Annotated in this window: 17 protein-coding genes; 14 read left to right on the forward strand and 3 right to left on the reverse strand. The window is 70.7% G+C overall.

The features are described from left to right. The first annotated feature begins 223 nt into the window (after window positions 1-223). From ACGFIO_RS06265 to ACGFIO_RS06300, 8 genes are all read left to right on the forward strand, one after another. Window positions 224-1,480: an efflux RND transporter periplasmic adaptor subunit gene (locus ACGFIO_RS06265; RefSeq protein WP_392822799.1), complete on the forward strand. Its 1,257-nt coding sequence runs from the start codon at window positions 224-226 to the stop codon at window positions 1,478-1,480. A 61-nt stretch (window positions 1,481-1,541) separates the two neighbouring features. After that, the gene (locus tag ACGFIO_RS06270; protein ID WP_392822801.1) at window positions 1,542-2,315 is read left to right on the forward strand and encodes a response regulator transcription factor; all 774 of its coding nucleotides are present in this window, start codon (window positions 1,542-1,544) and stop codon (window positions 2,313-2,315) included. A 23-nt stretch (window positions 2,316-2,338) separates the two neighbouring features. After that, the gene (locus tag ACGFIO_RS06275; protein ID WP_392822803.1) at window positions 2,339-3,544 is read left to right on the forward strand and encodes an efflux RND transporter periplasmic adaptor subunit; all 1,206 of its coding nucleotides are present in this window, start codon (window positions 2,339-2,341) and stop codon (window positions 3,542-3,544) included. After that, window positions 3,541-4,251 (forward strand): ABC transporter ATP-binding protein, encoded by a 711-nt coding sequence (locus tag ACGFIO_RS06280; RefSeq protein WP_392822806.1) that lies wholly within the window; start codon window positions 3,541-3,543, stop codon window positions 4,249-4,251. The genes ACGFIO_RS06275 and ACGFIO_RS06280 overlap by 4 nt, the downstream gene beginning before the upstream one ends. Beyond that, window positions 4,248-5,432 carry an ABC transporter permease gene (locus ACGFIO_RS06285; protein WP_392822808.1) on the forward strand — a complete coding sequence of 395 codons (1,185 nt, stop codon included), beginning with the start codon at window positions 4,248-4,250 and terminating at the stop codon, window positions 5,430-5,432. The genes ACGFIO_RS06280 and ACGFIO_RS06285 overlap by 4 nt, the downstream gene beginning before the upstream one ends. Before the next feature lie 9 nt (window positions 5,433-5,441). Continuing rightward, window positions 5,442-6,020 (forward strand): hypothetical protein, encoded by a 579-nt coding sequence (locus ACGFIO_RS06290; protein ID WP_392822810.1) that lies wholly within the window; start codon window positions 5,442-5,444, stop codon window positions 6,018-6,020. A gap of 117 nt (window positions 6,021-6,137) precedes the next feature. Beyond that, the gene (locus ACGFIO_RS06295; RefSeq protein WP_392822811.1) at window positions 6,138-6,686 is read left to right on the forward strand and encodes a TetR family transcriptional regulator; all 549 of its coding nucleotides are present in this window, start codon (window positions 6,138-6,140) and stop codon (window positions 6,684-6,686) included. Between the two features lies 1 nt (window position 6,687). Next, window positions 6,688-8,877, forward strand: a complete 2,190-nt coding sequence (locus ACGFIO_RS06300; RefSeq protein ID WP_392822813.1) for an MMPL family transporter — start codon at window positions 6,688-6,690, stop codon at window positions 8,875-8,877. A gap of 70 nt (window positions 8,878-8,947) precedes the next feature. On the opposite strand, the gene ACGFIO_RS06305 is transcribed toward ACGFIO_RS06300, so the two are convergent. Beyond that, a complete protein-coding gene (locus tag ACGFIO_RS06305; RefSeq protein WP_392822815.1) occupies window positions 8,948-10,621 on the reverse strand; it encodes an AMP-binding protein in 1,674 nt (557 codons plus the stop codon). A 49-nt stretch (window positions 10,622-10,670) separates the two neighbouring features. Beyond that, window positions 10,671-11,954 carry a Gfo/Idh/MocA family protein gene (locus ACGFIO_RS06310; RefSeq protein ID WP_392822816.1) on the reverse strand — a complete coding sequence of 428 codons (1,284 nt, stop codon included), beginning with the start codon at window positions 11,952-11,954 and terminating at the stop codon, window positions 10,671-10,673. 70 nt (window positions 11,955-12,024) lie between these two features. On the opposite strand from ACGFIO_RS06310, the gene ACGFIO_RS06315 reads away from it, so the two are divergent. From ACGFIO_RS06315 to ACGFIO_RS06340, 6 genes are all read left to right on the forward strand, one after another. After that, on the forward strand, window positions 12,025-13,131 hold the full coding sequence (locus ACGFIO_RS06315) for an ROK family protein (RefSeq protein ID WP_392822818.1): 1,107 nt from the start codon (window positions 12,025-12,027) through the stop codon (window positions 13,129-13,131). A gap of 77 nt (window positions 13,132-13,208) precedes the next feature. Next, complete coding sequence (locus ACGFIO_RS06320; RefSeq protein ID WP_392822821.1) at window positions 13,209-14,447, forward strand: extracellular solute-binding protein; 1,239 nt, start codon at window positions 13,209-13,211, stop codon at window positions 14,445-14,447. 2 nt (window positions 14,448-14,449) lie between these two features. Next, on the forward strand, window positions 14,450-15,352 hold the full coding sequence (locus tag ACGFIO_RS06325) for a carbohydrate ABC transporter permease (RefSeq protein ID WP_392822823.1): 903 nt from the start codon (window positions 14,450-14,452) through the stop codon (window positions 15,350-15,352). Further along, window positions 15,345-16,169 (forward strand): carbohydrate ABC transporter permease, encoded by an 825-nt coding sequence (locus ACGFIO_RS06330; RefSeq protein WP_392822826.1) that lies wholly within the window; start codon window positions 15,345-15,347, stop codon window positions 16,167-16,169. Before ACGFIO_RS06325 ends, ACGFIO_RS06330 begins: the two co-directional genes overlap by 8 nt. Before the next feature lie 4 nt (window positions 16,170-16,173). After that, the gene (locus tag ACGFIO_RS06335) at window positions 16,174-17,472 is read left to right on the forward strand and encodes a DUF4832 domain-containing protein (protein ID WP_392822829.1); all 1,299 of its coding nucleotides are present in this window, start codon (window positions 16,174-16,176) and stop codon (window positions 17,470-17,472) included. Between the two features lie 257 nt (window positions 17,473-17,729). After that, window positions 17,730-17,852 (forward strand): hypothetical protein, encoded by a 123-nt coding sequence (locus ACGFIO_RS06340; RefSeq protein ID WP_392822831.1) that lies wholly within the window; start codon window positions 17,730-17,732, stop codon window positions 17,850-17,852. A gap of 380 nt (window positions 17,853-18,232) precedes the next feature. Here the strand turns inward: ACGFIO_RS06340 and ACGFIO_RS06345 are convergent, their stop codons facing one another. Next, complete coding sequence (locus tag ACGFIO_RS06345) at window positions 18,233-19,315, reverse strand: serine hydrolase domain-containing protein (RefSeq protein WP_392822834.1); 1,083 nt, start codon at window positions 19,313-19,315, stop codon at window positions 18,233-18,235. Window positions 19,316-19,369: the final 54 nt, after the last annotated feature.

The following is a 19,369-nucleotide window of genomic DNA, read 5'->3' on the forward strand; positions in this document are numbered from 1 at the left end:
ACCCCTGGTGCGCAGAGCAGCTCTGCTCACCACGAGGGGGTGCCGACTCCTGGTGCGCAGAGCCGCTCTGCTCACCGGGAGGCGACAAAGGGACGCCGAACAGCCAAGACCATGGACCTCGCGGCCGGGTCGGACGGTGCTGGGAGCCGGCTGGGAGCTTTCCGAGGCAACTCCGAGGTGGGCACGAGGCGGCGGCGAGGACCGGCGGCGAGACTTGCCATCCATGCGGAGAGGCCGGTTGATCAGCGGGGTCGTGGCCGGCGTGGTGGTGCTGGCCGTGACCGGCTTCTTCGGCGTACGCGCGCTGCTCGGCGACAAGCCCGAAGCCGCCGCCGCGACCGCCACCGCGACCGTCGACCGCGGCGCGGTGACCGCCCAGGTCGCCACCACCGGAACGGTCGAGCCCGCGCAGACCCGCAGCCTTTCTTTCACGGCGGCCGGGACCGTGGCGTCGGTCAAGGTCCGGGCGGGCAGCGTCGTGACCGCCGGCCAGGTGCTCGCCGCCATCGACGACGACGATGCGGCCGAGGCCGTCGACGACGCCCGGGGCAACGTGGCCTCGGCGCAGGACGCGCTGACCGATGCCCGGGCCGCCGCCGACAAGGCGCAGACCCAGGTCAGTACCGGCTGTAACGTGGCCGCTGCGGCTCCGGCACCGACGGTGCGCCCGGCGGCGACCACGACCCGACCGGCCGGCACTCCGCCGACCGGTGCCACCCCGACGGGGAACCCGACCGCGTCCCGGCCGACCGGCGGCGCGACGCCGCAGCCGCGCCCCTCGGCGACCACCACCGCCCCGGCATGCGGCACCCAACGCAGCGACCAAAGCCGGCAGAACGCACAGGGCGGGCAGGACGGGCAAGGCACGCAGGGCGGGCCGGGCGGGGATCAGATCTTCAGCGCCCAGCAGCGCCTCCACCAGGCCGAGAAGACGCTGGCCGACGCCGAGGACGCGCTGGACGGGACCACGATCACCGCCCCGATGGCCGGCCGGGTGCTGAGCGTCTCCGGTACGGTCGGCAGCAACGTGCGGGCCGGCACCGCGTTCGTCACCGTGGCCGGCAGCACCATGCAGATCAGCGCCGACTTCCCCGAGGCCGACGCCGGGCGACTGGCGGTGCGGCAGAAGGCGACTGTCACCCCGGCCGGGGCGGACGGCGACCTGGCCGCCACGGTCGTGCAGGTCGATCCGGCCGGCACCAGCGACGGGACGATGGTCCGCTACGGGCTGGTGGCCGCATTCGACAAGGCGCCGCCGGGGCTGCTGATCGGCCAGCGGGCGGCGCTGAAGGTGACCACCGGGTCGGCCCCGGACGTGCTGCGCGTGCCGAGCACAGCGGTGCACGACGTGGCCGGCGAGCAGGGCACCGTGCTGCGCGGCGGCGCCCGGACGAAGGTCGGCATCGGGCTGCGCGGGGACGCGTACACCGAGATCGTCTCTGGTCTGACCGAGGGTGACGTGGTCGCGCGGAGCTGGTGAACTCAGCTCGCTCCTAAGGCTTTCATGGCGAATTCAAAGGAAGCGTTGATAGTTCTTCCGGGTGCTTTCCGATACCGGCGGCTCGACCGCCCTCCTCGGTGACCCTCCGGCCCGGATCGGGCGGGTGCTGGTCGTCGACGACGAGGCCCCCACGTCCGGTCTGCTCTCGGCCACGTTGCGGCTGGTGGCGTACGACGTCCGGGTGGTGACGTCCGGGCGTGAGGCGCTGGCCGCGATCGACGAGTTCGACCCGGACCTGATCGTGCTCGACGTGGTGCTGCCGGACGGGGACGGTCTGGAGGTGGCGCGGCGGCTGCGGGCGGCCGGGCGTACCACTCCGGTCCTGGTCCTGAGCGCGCGTGACACGGTCGAGGACAAGGTGGCGGGGCTGGCCGCCGGGGCCGACGACTACGTGACCAAGCCGTTCAGCATCGAGGAGGTGGTCCTGCGGATCCGGGCCATCCTGCGCCGCAGCCGGCCGGGCCCGATGGCGCCGCCGGCCGGGGCCACGTTGCGCTACGCCGACCTCGAACTGGACGAGGACGCCCACGAGGTACGCCGGGCCGGCCGCCTCGTGGACCTGTCGCCGACCGAGTTCAACCTGCTGCACTACCTGCTCCGGAACGCCGGCCGGGTGGTCAGCAAGGCGCAGATCCTGGACCGGGTGTGGAAGTACGACTTCGGCGGGGACGGGCGGATCGTCGAGTCGTACGTCTACTACCTGCGCCGCAAGATCGACACGGTCGGGCCGCCGCTGCTCCACACCGTCCGCGGCGTCGGCTACACGCTGCGACGGCCGCGAGTCGACTCCGAGCCCGCTCCGAGGTTCCCTTGAGCAGCGATCTCCACAGTAGGCGGATGCGGCCGTCCTTGATCGTCAACATCGCGCTGGTGCTGGTTCTGGCCGGTGGCGGCTTTGCGATCTACCGGGTGGTGGCGGGGCCGGCGACCGCACAGGCCGCGGATTCGTCCGTCCGTTCCGTACCCGTCCAGCAGGGAACCGTCACCAAGACGGTGACCGCCGACGGCTCGGTGGGGGCCGCGAGCTCGGCCAGCGCCGAGTTCACCACCGGCGGCACTGTCACGTCGATCTCGGTGAAGGTCGGCGACAAGGTGACGAAGGGCCAGACGCTGGCCAAGGTCGACCCAGCCGCCGCACAGCGCACGCTGGACACCGCGCGGGCCGACCTGGACGCTGCCGAGGACGCGCTGGACCGTGCGCAGGACGCCGGCTCCGACACGTCGTCGGCCGAGAACGAGGTCGAGCAGTCGCGCCTCGCGGTGAACGAGGCCGAGGCCGGCGTCGAGGGCACAGTGCTCCAGGCCCCGATGGCCGGCACGGTCGTCGCGGTCAACGGAACCCTCGGTGGATCGGCGTCGGGAAGCACGCAACCGAGCAGCGGCCAGCAGAGTGGCGGTCAGCAGCAGACATCGACGAGTTCCAGCAGCAGCACCAGCGGCACCGGCTTCGTCGACATCGCCGATCTGACCAAACTGTCGGTGACGGCGCAGTTCGCCGAGGACGACGCGACCAAGCTGAAGGAGAAGCAGGCCGCCACGGTCACCTGGAACGCCCTCGACGGCGTGGCCGAGAGCGCCCAGGTCGCCGCGATCGACCCGCAGGCCACGTCGTCCACCTCGGGCGGTGACACGGTCACCTACGGCGTCACGCTGACCCTGGACAAGGTGCCGGCCGGGGCCAAGCCCGGCCAGACGGTGTCCGTGGCCGTGGTGACCGGCGAGGTCGAGGACGCGGTCTACGTGGCGTCGGCGGCGGTCGTGACGGCCGGTCGCCGGCACACCGTGACAGTGCTCAACGGGACCGCGCGCGAGCCCCGTCAGGTGGAGATCGGCCTGGTCGGCGACGCGGCCACGGAGATCACTTCGGGGCTTGCCGCCGGCGAGCGGGTGGTCCTTCCGCAAACTTCGACGGGTACGCAGAACAGCAACCCGTTCGGCGGCGGTGCCCGTGGCGGCGGGCTGGGTGGCCTCACCGGTGGCGGCGGACCGGCCGGTGGCGGCGGCCTGCCCGGCGGCAACGGTCAGAACCGGGGTGGCCGATGAGCCGGCCCGTGCTCGACGTCCGCGACCTCACCAAGACGTACGGCGAGGGCCCGACCGCCGTGCACGCCCTGCGCGGCGTCACACTGACCGTCCCCCGCGGCGAATACCTGGCCATCATGGGCTCGTCCGGCTCCGGCAAGTCGACGCTGATGAACATCCTGGGCGCCCTCGACGTGCCGACGTCGGGCACCTACCGGCTGGACGGTGTGGACGTCAGCCGGCTGGCCGACCGGCAGCTGGCGCTGGCCCGGAACCGGCTGATCGGCTTCGTGTTCCAGGCGTTCAACCTGATCCCCCGGACGACGGCGCTGGCCAACGTCGAGCTGCCCCTGGCGTACGCGGGAATCAAGGCCCGGACCCGCCGGCGCCGCGCCCTCGACGCCCTGGATCTGGTCGGCCTGGCCGACCGGGCCGGACACGAACCGAACCAGCTCTCCGGCGGCCAGCAGCAGCGCGTCGCGGTGGCCCGGGCGCTGGTCACCGAGCCGGCGCTGCTGCTCGCCGACGAACCCACCGGCAACCTGGACAGCCGTTCCACCGAGGACATCCTGGACGTGTTCGACCAGCTCAGCGCGGCCGGGCGGACGATCGTGCTGATCACCCACGAGCAGGAGGTCGGCGACCGCGCCAGCCGCCTGATTCGCCTGGTCGACGGCCAGATCGTCACCGACACCCGGCAGCTCGTGACCGGACGGCACGCCTCATGAGCGTCGGCGAGGTCATCCGGTTCGCGCTGCGTGGGCTGTCGGCCAACAAGCTCCGCTCGGCGCTGACCATGCTGGGCATCCTGATCGGTGTGGCCGCGGTGATCCTGCTGGTCGCCGTGGGCAACGGTTCGGCCCGCGCGATCAGCTCCCGGATCGAGGCGCTCGGCACCAACACGGTCACCGTGCTCGGCACCGGGCGCAGCAGCCCGCTCACCCTGCCGCTGGCCACCGCCCTGGTCGATCCGGTCCTCGCCCCGGACGTCGCGTCGGTGTCGCCGGTGGTCAGCGCGTCGGCGACGCTCACCTACGACGGCAGCGACCACGACGTGAACAGCTTCGTCGGCACCACGCCGGGCTGGTTCGCGGCGTCCAACACCCCGGTCGGTACGGGGGCGACGTTCACCGCCGACGACGAGGCGCAGGGCCGCCGGGTGGTGGTGATCGGGCAGACCGTGGCCGAGGAGCTGTTCCCCGGCGTCGACCCGATCGACCAGCAGGTGACCGTGGGCGGGGCGCTGTTCACGGTGATCGGGGTGCTGGCCGGGAAGAGCTCGACCGGCTTCCAGGACAGCAACGACACCGCGATCGCCCCGCTCTCGGCGGTGCGTCAGGTGCTCACCGGGTACGGAACGCTCAACTCGATCCTGGTCGAGGCGGCCGCCCCCGACCGGGTCACCGCGGTCCAGTCCGAGGTGGCGTCCATTCTCGACCAGCGCCTCGGCGTCACCACCGGCGAGACCGCGCCCTACCGCATCCAGAACGCGGCGCAGCTGCTGCAGACGCAGACCGAGACGGCCGACACGTTCACCGCCCTGCTCGGCGCGGTGGCCGCGATCAGCCTGCTCGTCGGCGGCATCGGGATCACCAACATCATGCTGGTCACGGTGACCGAGCGGACCCGCGAGATCGGCATCCGCAAGGCTCTCGGCGCGCCCCGGCGGACCGTGCTGACCCAGTTCCTGATCGAGGCCACGCTGTTGAGCGTGATCGGGGGCGCGCTGGGCGTGCTGGCCGCGCTGGTCGGCAGCCGGTTCGAGATCGTCGGCGTACGCCCGGTCATCGTGCCCAGCTCGGTGGCGCTGGCCCTCGGCGTCTCGATCGCCATCGGCCTGTTCTTCGGCGGCCTGCCCGCGGCCCGGGCCGCCCGTCTCCGCCCCATCGACGCCCTGCGCTACGAGTGAGGAACCACCGTGACCACCTCCTCCGCTGACGAAACGGTTGTGCTGCCGGTGGCCGACGACGACGTGCCGCCGGACGGGCTGGCCGCCGAGCTGGCCCAGGCCGCACCCCGGCGCTGGCACAACCGGGCGACCCTGCCGCTGGCGGCGTTGGTGCTGGTGGCAGGCGGTTTCCTCGGTGGTGCGCTGGTCCAGAAGAACTTCGGGGCGGCGCAGCCGGCGGCCGGTCGGAACTTCCCGGCCGGCGGATTCGCGGCCGGCGGCGGTTTCGGCCAACGCTCTGGCGCGGGCAATCAGGGCGCCGGCAACCCCGGAGCAGGCAATCCGGGCGCGGGTAACCAAGGCGCGGCCGACCCGGGCGCGACGGCCGGCGGCGCCACGACCGGAACGGTCAAGCTCGTGGACGGCAGCACCATCTATGTGGAGACGGCGGACGGCACGACCATCACCGTGAAAACCGGCAAGGACACCTCCGTCCGTACGTCGAAGGCCGCCAAGCTGAGCGACGTCAAAGCCGGCGCCAAGGTCACCGTGCAGGGCACCACCGCGGGTGAGGACACGGTCACGGCGACCGCGGTGACCACGCGATGACCCCTCCTAGTGCGCAGAGCGGCTCCGCGCACCAGGAGGGAGCGGGGACTGTTAGCTGAGCCACTTTCCTGACCGATCGGTCAGAGACTGTCCGATCGGTCAGGCACCATGGTCGCCATGGTTCGCGTGAACACGCGTGACGAGATCCTCCGCGTCGCGGGTGAGCAATTCGCCCGCGTCGGCTTCAAGGGCACGTCGCTGTCGGACATCGCCGTCGAGGTCGGCTGCTCCAAGGCCGCCCTGCTCTACCATTTCGCCGCCAAGGAACAGATTCTGCTCGCGCTGGTCGCCACGGCCGAGCGGGCCCTGGCCGACCTGGTCGCCGACCTCGACGCCCTGGACGGCCCCGACGCACAGAGCGTCGCCATCGAACGCTTCGTCGACCTCGTGCTGCACTACCGGCGCGAGGCCGCCCTGGTCTACGAGGTCGTCCCGCAGTTCCACAGCGAACCGGCCTTCGGCGAGGTCCTCCGCCAGGCCGACAAGCTGTGCGACGCCATCACCGCCCGCTCCGGCGATCCCGCTGATGCCATCGCGGCCCAAACCGTCCTGCACGGGATCGTCAACGTCGCCATCGACGACACCTGGGACGCGGCTCAGCTGCGGCCCGCTCTCCTGCGCGTCGCACGACGCGCGCTGATCACCCCTCACCACGACAAGGATTGAGATGGCAACCCTTCTCTATCGGCTCGGCCGGGCCTCGTTCCGCCATCGCAGGGCGGTGGGCGCCCTGTGGCTGGTCGTGCTGGCCGCGCTGGCGGTCGGCGCGTTGACGCTGCGCGGCGAGACCGGCAACAACTTCACCATGCCGGGCACCGAGTCGCAGCGTGCGATCGACGCCCTGCAGCACGAGTTCCCCGAGGCCAGCGGCGCCAGTGGCGTGATCGTGGTGCAGGCCCCGGCGGGCCGGACCCTGCAGGACCCGGCCCTCGCGGGCGCCGTCATGGGCCTGGTCAAGGAGGCCAACGGGTTGCCCGGCGTGCTCGCCGCGGTCGACCCGTTCCAGGCCAAGGCGCTCACCCCGGACGTCCGCACCGCGATGGTCAACGTCCAGTTCAAGCAGCGCGCCGACGAGATCACCCCGGCCGAGAAGGACGCCTTCCTGGCCAGCGGCGCGGCCGCCGCGCAGGCCGGACTGCGCGTCGAGCACGGCGGCGAGGTGCTCAGCGCCCCGCCGGAGGTCGGCGGCACCGAGGCCATCGGCGTGGTGATCGCGCTGATCGTCCTGCTCGTCACCCTTGGCTCGCTCATCGCGGCCGGGATGACCATGTTCAACGCGCTGATCGGCGTGGGCGCGGGCATGGCCGGGTTGTTCGCGCTGAGCGGCGTGATCGAGCTGACCAGCACCGCCCCGGTGCTGGCGCTGATGCTCGGCCTGGCCGTCGGCATCGACTACTCGCTGTTCATCACGTCCCGCCACCGGCAGAACCTGGTCGAGGGGCTGTCGCCGGAGGAAGCGGCCGCGCGGGCGGTCGGCACGGCCGGGTCGGCCGTGCTGTTCGCCGGGGTCACGGTCATCATCGCGCTGGCCGGGCTGTCCGTGGTCAACATCCCGTTCCTGACCGTGATGGGCCTGGCCGCCGCCGGAACGGTCGCGGTGGCGGTGCTGGTGGCCGTCACGCTGCTGCCGGCGCTGCTCGGGTTCGCCGGGCTGCGGGTGCTGCCGCGGCGGATGCGGGCCAACCCGGCCGCGGCGCCGGTCAAGGAGGGCTTCGGGTTCCGGTGGGCGCGGCTGGTGATCAAGCTGCGCGTACCCGTCATCCTGGTCGGCATCCTCGGCCTCGGTGCGCTGACGCTGCCCGCACCCGACATGCGCCTCGCGCTGCCCGGCCCGCAGGCCGGCGCCGAGGGAACCCCCGCGCGGGACGCCGCCGACCTGGTCAGCACGTCGTTCGGTGAGGGCTTCAACGGCCGGCTGGCACTGGTCGTGTCGAGCGACTCGGCCCAGCAGACAGGCGCGGCCGTCGGCCAGGTCAACCAGAAGCTGCAGGGTACGCCGAACCTGCTCTTCGTCACCCCGCCCAACTTCAGCCAGGACTCCAAGACCGCGGTACTCGGTCTGATCCCCAAGGACGGGCCGACGTCGGCGTCCACCGAGGACCTGGTGCACGAGGTCCGCGACCGCACCCACGGGCTGGACGGCATCGACGTGTCGGTGACCGGGCAGACCGCGATCGGCATCGACGTGTCCGAGAAGCTGTCCGACGCGATGCCGATCTACCTGCTGCTCGTGGTCGGCCTGTCGGTGCTGCTGCTGATGCTGGTCTTCCGGTCGATCCTGGTGCCGCTGAAGGCCGCGCTGGGCTTCCTGCTGACCGTCGGCGCCACGTTCGGCATCACGGTGTTCATCTTCCAGCAGGGTCACCTGGCCGGCCTGGTCGGTCTGGACAGCCCGGGGCCGTTGGTCAGCTTCCTGCCGATCCTGCTCATCGGCATCCTGTTCGGGCTGGCCATGGACTACGAGGTGTTCCTGGTGTCGCGGATGCGCGAGGACTTCGTGCACGGCGAGACCCCGTACCAGGCGGTGGTCAGCGGCACCGGTCACGGCGCCCGGGTGGTGACCGCGGCGGCGCTGATCATGACCAGTGTCTTCTCCGGCTTCATGCTGATCGACGACCCGATCATCAAGTCGATGGGCTTCGCCCTGGCCATCGGCGTGGCCATCGACGCCTTCGTGGTCCGCATGACCATCGTTCCCGCGGTGATGTCGCTGCTGGGCCGGGGCGCCTGGTGGATTCCGCGCTGGCTCGACCGGGTCCTCCCCGACGTCGACATCGAGGGCGAGAAGCTGCGCAAGCGGATCGACGCCCCGCCGTCCGCCGCGGCGGCCGACGACCCGGAGCCGGTGCACGTCTGACGACCCTGGCAGTGGTAGGCCTGGACGGTATCGAGGACCGAATACCGTCCGGGCCTACCACTGAGGTTTGTCAGCTCGCTCGCTGCTGGACCCAGGTGCGCAGCTCGCGCTTGAGCACCTTGCCGTTCGCGTTGCGGGGAAGCCGGTCCATCGTCTCGACCCGCGTCGGCTGGTAGAACTCGGTCATGCCCTCGGCGGTCAGATAGGCGCGGATCTCGTCGAGCGTCGGCGGGGTGCCGGCACCGGCCACTACCGCGCACCCGGTCTCCTGACCGTTGGCGCCGACGTAGCCCACGATCGCGACGTCGGCGACGGCCGGGTGCTCGAGCAGCTGGGCCTCGACGTCGGCGACCGGGATCATCAGGGCGCCGCCGACCCGGTCGGCGGCCCGCCCGACGTGCCGGATCCCGCCCCGGCCGTCGGACACGACCAGGTCGCCGGTGTTGAACCAGCCACCGTCGCGGTCGGCCAGGATCTCGACCGTGCCGCTGTCCCGGCCGACGTAGGCCAGGCACAGCCCGGCCCCGCGGACGTGCAGCTCGGCCGGGTTCTCCTTGCTGATCTCGCCGTCGCCGCGCAGGTCGATCTCCAGGGCCGGCCCGGGACGGCCGTCGCTGTGCGCGGCCCAGTCCGGCGGGTCGTCCATCCGGGTCCAGGTGCCGATGGGCAGCTCGGTCATGCCGTACGCGGCCTGCAGCGGAACGCCCAGCGTCTTGTAGACGTCGTGCACCAGCTTGGGCGGAATCGGGGCGGCACCCGAGATGACGTAGCGCAGCGACGACGTGTCGGTGCCGGCGGCGGCGGTCGCCTTGAGGATGTCGTCGACGAAGAACGCGGCGGCGCACAGAATGGTCGGCCGCGCCTCCTCGATGATCTCGGCGATCCGGCCGGGCGCCCAGGCGTCGAAGAGGACCGCCCGGCTGCCGGTCTGCAGCGGCAGGATGATGGAGACCGCGATGCTGAGGATGTGGGTCAGGTTGTGCGGCGTGTAGGCCGCCTCCGACCGGCCCAGGTTCCCGTCCTCGACCACGCCGGCCGACATCGCCGCCATCGTATTCGAGGTGTGCAGCACCGCCTTGGGCTCGCCGGTGGTGCCCGAGGTGAACAGGGTCAGGGCCACCTGGTCGGGGTCCACCGGCTCGGCCAGCGGCATCGGGTGCCGCTCGGCCCACGACGCCCGCACGAAGTGCTCCTCGAAGCTGAGCTCACCGTCGCCGGCGGCCCGGCCCATCACCACGCGGTGGCGCAGGTACGGGAGCCGTCCGGCCATCTCGGCCAGCGCACCGGCGTGGTCGTAGCCGTCCCACTCGCTGACCGTCACCACGACCGTGGCGCGCAGCTGCGCGAGCACCTTCTCGAGCTCGCGGTTACGCAGGGCGGCGATCACCGGCGCGACGACCGCACCGGTACGGATCACGGCCAGGATGAGCGCGCTGGTCTCCCACCAGTTCGGGGCCTGGATGGCGACCACCTGGCCGGGCCCGACGCCGAGGGCGCGCAGGGCGGACGCGAACCGTTCCACCTGGCCGGCGTACTCGTACCAGGTCAGGGTGACGGTCGGGCCGTCCGTGCGATAGCCGACGACCGCGATGTCGTCCGGCGTCTCCCGGCGGTGCTGGTCGAGGAAGTCCAGCAGGTGCTCGGCGCGCCAGAGGCCGCGCCGGCGGTAGTCCTCGACGGCTTCGGTGGAGGGTCGGATGGCAGCGGGCGGCCACGTTGCCGCGTCTGCGTCGATTTCAGCCATACCTCCATCGACGCAGGAGCCGGTGTTCGTCTCACCAATGTGATCCGTACTACATGGTCTGAAAGTGGACAATCTCGTCGTTGCGGCGGGCCTGTTCGGCCGCCCAGACCACCCGGTGGGTGGCCAGGCTCTCGACCGGGTCGGAGGGCAGGAGCGACGGGTCGCCGGTGGCCACGGCGGCGATGAACGCCTTGGTGAGCCCCTCGTCGCCGCCACCGTGACCGTCCGCGGCCGACGCGCCGGCCGACTCGTCGGAGTCGAACACCTCGGTCTCGCCGGTCACGAAGTCGAGCAGCGTCACGTAGCGGCCGTCGCCGTCCAGGTAGCCGCGGGTGCCCTGCAGGCGGGTGCGGCGGTGCTCCATCGGGGTGAACGCGCTGACCGTGAACGAGCAGGTCGCGCCGTCCGCGAAGGCCAGGTTGACGACCTGGTGGTCGACCACGTCGTTGTCGCAGGCGTACACGCAGCGGCCGTACGGGCCTTCGCGCAGCGCCGTCCGCAGCGACTCCTCGGTGGCGATCGGGGTGACCGCGCCGAGCGGCCAGAAGTGGTCGTCCGGGTCGGCCAGCGCCTGCTCGTAGCGCCGCTTGGCCGAGTATGGGCAGGTGGACTCGACTGAGCAGTCCAGGCACCGGTCGGCCGCACCCTCGGGCCGCTCGGACGGCTTGAAGTGGCTGAGGCTGCCGAACGAGCTGATCCGCTCGGGCAGCTGCCCGAACAGGTGCACCAGCCAGTCGATGTCGTGGCAGCACTTGGTCAGCAGCAGCGGGCCCGACTCGGCGGTGTTGCGCCAGTTGCCGCGGACGAACGAGTGCGCGAAGTGCCACCACCCGACCGGCTCCAGGTGCTGGACGCTGACCAGCTTGCCGATCCGCCCGGCGTCGAGCAGCCCTTTGACCAGCCGGGTGTACGGCGTGTAGCGCATCACGTGACACACCGCCGCGATCACCTTGTTGCGCACCGCCGCGTCGACGATGGCCGCCGCGTCCTCCTCGGTCGGGGCCAGGGGCTTCTCGATCAGCAGGTGGTAGCCGAGGTCGGCCAGCGCGACGGCCGGGTCGCGGTGCATCCGGTCCTGGGTGGCGACGATCGCGGCGTCCGCGAGCCGGGGCTCGCCGTTCAGCCCAGCCAGCCGGGGCTGGGCGACCAGGCCGGACCAGGAGTCGAAGACGAACTCAGGGTCGATGCCGAACTCGGCGGCGGCGGCCGCCCGGCGTCCGGGGTCGGGTTCGGCCACCGCCACCACCCGGGCCTGTCCGGTGCCGACGGCCAGCCGGGCGTACGCCTGACCCCGAAGGCCGGCCCCGACGAGAGCTAGAGTCACCGCAGACATGGCGTCCCTCCGTTTGTTAAACAGGACTCCATCTAAAGACACGAGATGGCCGTACGCCAAGGGGGCATGTTTGACCGCGCACGTCGCCGGGGGCGATCTCTCCCGCCTCCGCCAGCTCAACGCCCTCGACGCGATCCGGACGCTGCGGGACGAGCCGCCACAGACCCTGACCGAGCTGTCCCGGCGGATCGGCCTGTCCCGCGCCTCGACCGAGGACGTCGTCCGCGAGCTGCTCGAACTGGGCTGGGTGGCCGAGGTCGAGCCGGCCGCGGGCGGGGTCGGCCGCCCGGCCCGGCGCTACCGCTTCAACGCCGAGGCCGGCCTGCTGCTCGGCGTGGACGTGGGCGGGCACAAGGTGCTGGCGGTGATCACCGACCTGGACGGCACCGTGCTGCACAGCCGGCGGGTCGAGGTGACCACCGAACTGGGCCGGCGCGAGCGGCTGGCCGCGGTCGACCGGGCGGTGTCCGGGGTGCTACGGGCGGCCGGGCCGATCGCCGACCGGTTGTGGGGCACCGGGGTGGCCACCACCGGCTGGGTCGACGGCTCGGGCAAGGTGCTGCTCTCCGACGCGCTGCCCGAGTGGACCGGGGTGGACCTGGCCGCGCACGTGTCGCGGCTGGTGCCGGGGCGGGTGCTGGTCGAGAACGACAGCAAGCTGGCCGCGCTGGCCGAGACCTGGCGCGGGGTCGCCCGGTACGCCTCCGACCTGGTCTTCATCCTGTCCGGCAGGCGTACCGGCGCCGGCCTGATCATCGGCGGGCGGCTGCACCGGGGGTTCGCGCACGGCGCCGGTGAGCTCGGTGCGCTGCCCGCGGTGGGCTGGAAGCGGGCGCCCGACCACCTGGCCGCGTGGCCCAGCGGGAGTGACATCTTCGCCGCCGCGCGGGCCGGTGACCGGGGTGCGCTGGCGGCCGTCCGTCGCTATGTGAAGGACCTCGCGCTGGGCGTATCGGCGCTGGTCCTGACCCTGGATCCGGAACTGGTGGTGCTCGGTGGCGGCTTTTCCCGGTCGGCCGACGTGCTGATCGAGCCGCTGCGTCAGGAGCTGGACCGCTGGGTGCTGCGTACCCCCGAGATCCGGGTCTCGACGCTGGCCGACGAGGGCGTAGCGCTGGGCGCCGCGAAGCTCGCGCTGGACGCGGCCGAGGACCGCTTCTCGCTCAACCGAGGATGAGCGTTTGGCCCGCGAGCCTTGTGATCGGGGTCGCAGTGCACTAGATAGTTCACATGGGCTCCAGGATATTTCTGAATTTGAAACTCTTCGGCACGGCCCTGCTGGCCGTGGGACTCACCTTGACCGGCTGCTCCGGCAGCGACGACAAAGCGGCCGACCCGAACGAGAAGGTCACGCTGACCTACGGTGTCTGGGACCAGAACCAGAAGCAGGCGATGCAGGAACTCGCCGCCGCGTTCACCCAGAACCACCCCAACATCACCGTCGACGTCCAGCTCACGCCCTGGGAGGGCTACTGGACCAAGCTGAAGGCGGCGGTCACCGGCGGCGCCGCGCCCGACGTGTTCTGGATGAACGGACCCAACTTCCAGCTGTACGCCTCGAACAAGGTGATCGCCCCCAACCCGGAGCAGGTCGACGCCTCGGTCTACCCCAAGGCGCTGGTCGACCTCTACACCTTCGAAGGCAAGCAGTACGGCCTGCCGAAGGACATGGACACCATCGGCGTCTGGTACAACAAGAAACTCTTCGACGCCAAGAAGGTCGCGTACCCCTCCGACGGCTGGACCTGGGCCGACTTCCAGGACGCGGCGGCCAAGCTGACCGACGCCAAGGCCGGTGTCTACGGCACGGCGGCCGAGCTCACCAGCTTCCAGGAATACCAGTACAACACCATCGCCCAGGCCGGCGGATACGTGATCTCGCCCGACGGCAAGAAGTCCGGCTACGACGACCCCAAGACCATCGCCGGCCTCAAGTTCTGGACCGACCTGCTCGACAAGAAGCAGTCGCCCGACCTCAAGACGATGACCGACACCGTGCCGCTGCAACTCTTCGAGTCCGGCAAGGTCGCGATGTACTGGGGCGGGTCGTGGAACGTCTCCGAGTTCACCCAGAACGAGTACACCAAGGACAAGGTCGACGTGGCGCCGCTGCCCAAGGGTGAGAAGCAGGCGACGATCATCCACGGCGTGGCCAACGTGGTCGGGGCCAAGTCCGCGCACCCCCAGCAGGCCTGGGAGTTCGTCAAGTTCCTGGGCTCCCAGCCGGCCGCCGACATCCTCGGCAAGTCCGGGCCGATCCCGGCGTACAACGGCACGCAGAAGGCCTGGGTCGCCAAGTACCCCAACCTGAAGCTGCAGACGTTCCTCGACGAGGTCAGCTACGCCGTGCCGTTCCCGGTGTCGAAGAACACCGCCGCCTGGAACGAGGCCGAACTCACCTACCTCACCAAGGCGTGGAACGGCCAGCAGCCCGTCGACCAGGCGTCGACCGAGCTGGCGAAGGCGATGAACGACCTGCTCGCCAAGGAGTGAGGGTGGCTCGTCGCAAGGAGCGGGTGACCGAGGCGCTGTGGGCGTACGCGTTGATCGCGCCCACGGCCCTCGGCCTCGGCCTCTTCTACCTGTGGCCGGTGCTGCAGACCGCCTACTTCTCGTTCACCGAGTGGGGCGCGTTCGGCGGCCACGAGTGGGCCGGCACCGACAACTACGTGCGGCTGGTCAGCGACCCGGAGCTGGGCCGGGCGCTGATCAACACCTTCACGTACACCGGGCTCGGCCTGCTCTCGATCCCGCTCGCGATCGTGTTCGCGGCGCTGCTCAACCGCAAGATGCGCGGCGTCGGCGTCTACCGCACGCTCTTCTTCCTGCCGTACGTGACCATGCCGGTCGCCGTGGCCATGGTCTGGCGCTGGCTCTACAACGGCGACTACGGGCTGATCAACAACGTGCTGTCACTGGTCGGTGTGGACGGGCCGAACTGGATCGCCGACCCCGACACGGCTCTCTACGCGGTGGTCGTGATCGGCGTCTGGAGCAGCATCGGCTACAACATGATCATCCTGCTGGCCGGCATGCAGTCCATCCCGGCCGAGTACTACGAGGCGGCCGCGCTGGACGGCGCCGGGCCGGTCCGGCAGTTCCTGCGGATCACCGTGCCACTGCTGTCCCCGACCGCCTTCTTCGTCTCGGTGATCTCCGTGATCGGTTCGCTCCAGCTCTTCGACCTGGTCTTCGTCATCGCCGGCTCCGGCTCGTCGGCGCGGGCCAACCCCGCCTACCCACGGTTGCAGACGGTGGTCCAGCTCTTCTACGACCGGGCCTTCGTGACCAACGACCGGGGGTACGCGGCCGCGATCGTCATGCTCCTCCTGCTGATCATCGTGATCCTGACCGCGGTGCAGTTCCGCCTCCAGCGCCGGTGGGTGCACTATGCCTAGCTTCTTCAAAGGGTCGCGCGTCCTGCTGCACACCGTGCTGATCGCGGCGTCGCTGGCCATGGTCGTGCCGTTCGTCTGGCAGATCATCACGTCACTCAAGACGCTGTCGTCGGCCACCGCCGTCCCGCCGACGTTCCTGCCCGAGGGACACTGGGCCAACTACGGGCGGGTCTTCGACCTGCTGCCGTTCGGGACGCAATTCCTCAACACGGTCGTGATGGCTCTGGCGCGAACCCTCGGACAGGTTCTGTTCTGTTCGATGGCCGCCTATGCCTTCGCGCGGCTGCGCTTCCCGTTCAAACGAGTCCTCTTCGGCATCATCCTCAGCGTGCTCATGGTGCCGCCGCAGCTGTTCATCATTCCGCAATACCAGATCATGTCCGACCTGGGCTGGCTCAACAGCCTGCAGGCGCTGATCGTGCCCGGTCTGTTCAGCGCGTTCGGCGTGTTCCTGCTGCGGCAGTTCTTCCTCAGCCTGCCGGTCGAACTCGAGGAGGCCGCGCGCATCGACGGCGCCGGGCCGCTGCGCGTCTACTGGTCCATCGTCCTCCCGCTGGCCCGGCCCGGGCTGGTCGCGCTGGCCGTACTCACGTTGTTGTGGTCCTGGAACGACCTCTTCTGGCCGCTGGTGGTCAACAGCGACCCGGACACGATGACGCTGTCGGCCGGGCTCGCGTCGCTGCAAGGTCAGTTCCAGACCGACTATCCCGTCCTGATGGCCGGATCGCTGCTCGCGTCGCTTCCGGTCATCGTCGTGTTCGTGTTCCTGCAACGGCAGTTCATCCAGGGCATCGCACAGACCGGAATAAAGGGGTGAGGCCATGAAAATCATCGCCGTCGCGGCTCTGCTCGCGTCTCTGTTAACCGGATCGTCGACCTGCGCCACCGTCACCTACCCCGCGTCCTCGGAGACCTTCGCCAACCCGGAACGCGGCTTCTATCACCACACCGGCGACTGCGACTCGTCCACCTTCGACGAGGCGACACTGCGGTCCTATCGCACATCACAGTCGATCTCGCTGGTGATGTGCATCTTCTATCTGCGCCAGTTCAAGACGTCGCCGATCTCGGCGGCCGCGCTCACGCACCTCCAGTCGCAGCTGGACACCGTGCGCCGGGCCGGGCTCAAGGTCGTGCTGCGGTTCGCGTACACCGACTCGGACGACCTCGACGCGACGCCCGCACAGGTGTCGGCGCACCTCGACCAGCTCGCGCCCTACATCCGCGACAACACCGACGTCATCTCGGTCGTGCAGGCCGGGCTGATCGGCACCTGGGGCGAATGGTGGGACACGCAGCACTTCGGCGACGAGGGCGTGATCAACGACCAGAACTGGCGCGACCGCAAGGCCGTCACCGACAAGCTGCTGAGCGTCGTGCCCAGTTCAAGAGCCATTCAGGTGCGTACGCCCAAGTTCAAGCGCACCATGTACGGGACCTCGACCACTGTGCCGCGCATCGGCCACCACAACGACTGCTTCCTGGCCAGCCCCGACGACTTCGGCACCTACGAGAACGCCGCGGTCGAGTACCCCTACCTCCAGCAGGACACGCTTCGGGTGCCGATGGGCGGCGAGACCTGCGTCGTGAACCCGCCGCGCTCCCAGTGCCCGACCGCCACGACCGAACTGGCCGGCTTCCACTGGTCGTACCTCAACACCGACTACAACCGCGACGTCCTGAACAGCTGGGGCCCGTGCATCGCCGACGTCACCCGCAAGCTCGGCTACCGGTTCGCACTGACCAGCGGCACCTACCCCGCGTCGGCCAATCGAGGCGGTTCGCTTCCGGTCACCATCGGGGTACGCAACGACGGGTACGCCGCGCCCTACAACCCGCGCACCGTGAAACTGGTGTTGCGTAACGCCTCCAGTGGGGCGCTGACCCGGCTGTCCCTGTCGGCCGACCCGCGCACCTGGGCGGCCGGCACCACCGTGTCGGTCAACCAGTCCGTGACCGTGCCGTCGTCCCTGGCCACCGGCCAGTACCAGCTGTACCTGGAACTCCCCGACCCGCTGCTCCCGACCCGCCCCGAATACTCGATCCACCTGGCCAACCAGAACGTCTGGGACGCCACCACCGGCCTCAACAACCTGAACGCAACCGTCACCGTCCGCTGACACTCCCCCGCCTTCGCCTCGAGGCGGCGCTTCCGGGCGCCGCCTCGGGGTGCGGCTTCTGGCCGTCGCCTCGGAGTAACACTTCCGGGCGTCCCGTCGGTGCGCAGCTTCCGGGCGTCGCCTTCGAGTAACACTTCCGGGCGCCGCCTCGGGGTGCGGCTTTCGGGCATCGCCTCTGGGGTATGCCCGGGTGATGCAACTTACCTGCGCCGGGGCCGTGACCCGTTCGCTGCCCCGGCGCGGCCATCATTCCTCCCATGACGGTGATCAGCACCTGGCGAGCCGAGGACCCGGCCCCGAGCCGCCTGTCCGTGGCCCGCGAGCTCGTCGCCGTCTGGACGGTCCACGTCCACCGCTCCCTCCGCCTGATCCTCTCCTAGCCCCCGATTCCAGTGGTAGCAGCGAGCGACATCCGCTCGGGGCTACCACCGGCCGGGCCAGTGGTGGGTCAGAGCGGCATTCGCCGCGCGGACACCGCCCTGGGCTACCACTGGTTGGTGCGAGCGGCGGCCGGCAGGGTGAGTGGGCAGCCCGGGCGACTGGCACCAGCCGGCCCCACCGCGGGGCGGGAATGGCGGCAGCCACCGTGGGCACTGACAAGGCCTCACGCGAGAGGCGCGTTCACGGCCTGGAGTTGCACAAAGGTCGCGGAGTGCCACCAGGACACGGCGTTGCGGTTGGGGACCGGGTTGGGCGTACCCGTCAAACGGTCTGCAGCTTGATCGGCGCCGGAAGCCTCAGCCCGAGCGAAGCCAGCTGCTCAATGCTCATGCAGATATCGTGCCACCGCGGTCAGCGCGATGATCGCCTCCTGCTCCAGCGTCTCGTCCTCCTCGACCGGCCACGCGCTCGTCTTCACGATCACCACCGAGGCGGCCGGGTCGACGAAAAGGTATTGCCCGTGCACCCCGATGCCGGCGAAGCGGCCCTGGTCGAAGGTCCACCACTGGTTCGAGTAGACGCCGCCGGGGCGGGGCTGCAGGGCCGGGTGCGCGAGCATGTGGAGGCCGACGCGGGCCAGGTCGCGGGCGGTCGCGTTGAGGGCGCCGGCCCCGATCGCGGTACGTGGGTGGGAGCGGCTCAGGCCGTAATAGGCGTCCGACTCCATCGGCTGCCACAGCCGGCGCGACGCATAGGCGGCCAGGGGTGAACCGGTCGCGGCCTCGAGGACCCAGCTGAGCACCTGCGCGTCGAACGTCGAATAGTTGAACCGGGTGCCGGGGAGCGCCGTCCGCGGCACCGACCGCACGATCGCGGGCACGTCGCCGCCGCTCAGGATGGCGCGTTCGAAGCGGCGGATCGCGGTGTCGGTACCCCAGATCTCCTGGTCACCCGCGCCGCTGCGCATGTCGAGCAGGTCGGCGATCGTCACCCCGTCGTAGGCGGTGCCGAGGAAGTCGGGGCGGTAGTCGGTCACCCGGTCGGTCACGCCGCCGATCAGGCCGTCCGCCAGCGCCGCGCCGACCAGGATCGACGTGACCGACTTGGACAGCGAGAACACCTGCATCCGGGTACGCGGGCCGGCGAACACGCCCCGGTACCGCTCGTGCACGATCCGCCCCCGCCGCAGCACCACGAATGTCGTGGTGAACGAGCGCCGGTGGAAGTCGGCGAGCGCGAACTCCCGGCCCCGGAACGAATAGCGCACGTCCAGCGGCGCCGGGCGGGACGGCAGCGGGCGGCGGACCGGTCCGCGGGCCACCCGGGCCGTCGGGAGCAGCCAGTTCATGTGGGTGAAGGTGAACTCGTTGAACGGCCGCCGCATGACACGGTCGGACTGTCGTTCCCACCAGGACGGCGGGCGGTGGACGTCGGTGTACGGCTGAACGGTGGTGACTGTCATCTCGGTCCCCGATCGTGTCCGGGGGGCGCGCCCGATTCTGGGAGCAGGTACGCC

It is taken from the genome of Actinoplanes sp. NPDC049265 (assembly GCF_043197135.1).
Lineage (GTDB): Bacteria > Actinomycetota > Actinomycetes > Mycobacteriales > Micromonosporaceae > Actinoplanes.

Bases quoted from the DNA above. Each gene is read 5' to 3' on its own strand.
- ACGFIO_RS06265 (WP_392822799.1), top strand. From the start codon at position 224: ATGCGGAGAGGCCGGTTGATCAGCGGGGTCGTGGCCGGCGTGGTGGTG.
- ACGFIO_RS06275 (WP_392822803.1), top strand. From the start codon at position 2,339: ATGCGGCCGTCCTTGATCGTCAACATCGCGCTGGTGCTGGTTCTGGCC.
- ACGFIO_RS06280 (WP_392822806.1), top strand. From the start codon at position 3,541: ATGAGCCGGCCCGTGCTCGACGTCCGCGACCTCACCAAGACGTACGGC.
- ACGFIO_RS06285 (WP_392822808.1), top strand. From the start codon at position 4,248: ATGAGCGTCGGCGAGGTCATCCGGTTCGCGCTGCGTGGGCTGTCGGCC.
- ACGFIO_RS06295 (WP_392822811.1), top strand. From the start codon at position 6,138: ATGGTTCGCGTGAACACGCGTGACGAGATCCTCCGCGTCGCGGGTGAG.
- ACGFIO_RS06300 (WP_392822813.1), top strand. From the start codon at position 6,688: ATGGCAACCCTTCTCTATCGGCTCGGCCGGGCCTCGTTCCGCCATCGC.
- ACGFIO_RS06305 (WP_392822815.1), bottom strand. From the start codon at position 10,621: ATGGCTGAAATCGACGCAGACGCGGCAACGTGGCCGCCCGCTGCCATC.
- ACGFIO_RS06310 (WP_392822816.1), bottom strand. From the start codon at position 11,954: ATGTCTGCGGTGACTCTAGCTCTCGTCGGGGCCGGCCTTCGGGGTCAG.
- ACGFIO_RS06330 (WP_392822826.1), top strand. From the start codon at position 15,345: ATGCCTAGCTTCTTCAAAGGGTCGCGCGTCCTGCTGCACACCGTGCTG.
- ACGFIO_RS06335 (WP_392822829.1), top strand. From the start codon at position 16,174: ATGAAAATCATCGCCGTCGCGGCTCTGCTCGCGTCTCTGTTAACCGGA.
- ACGFIO_RS06340 (WP_392822831.1), top strand. From the start codon at position 17,730: ATGACGGTGATCAGCACCTGGCGAGCCGAGGACCCGGCCCCGAGCCGC.
- ACGFIO_RS06345 (WP_392822834.1), bottom strand. From the start codon at position 19,315: ATGACAGTCACCACCGTTCAGCCGTACACCGACGTCCACCGCCCGCCG.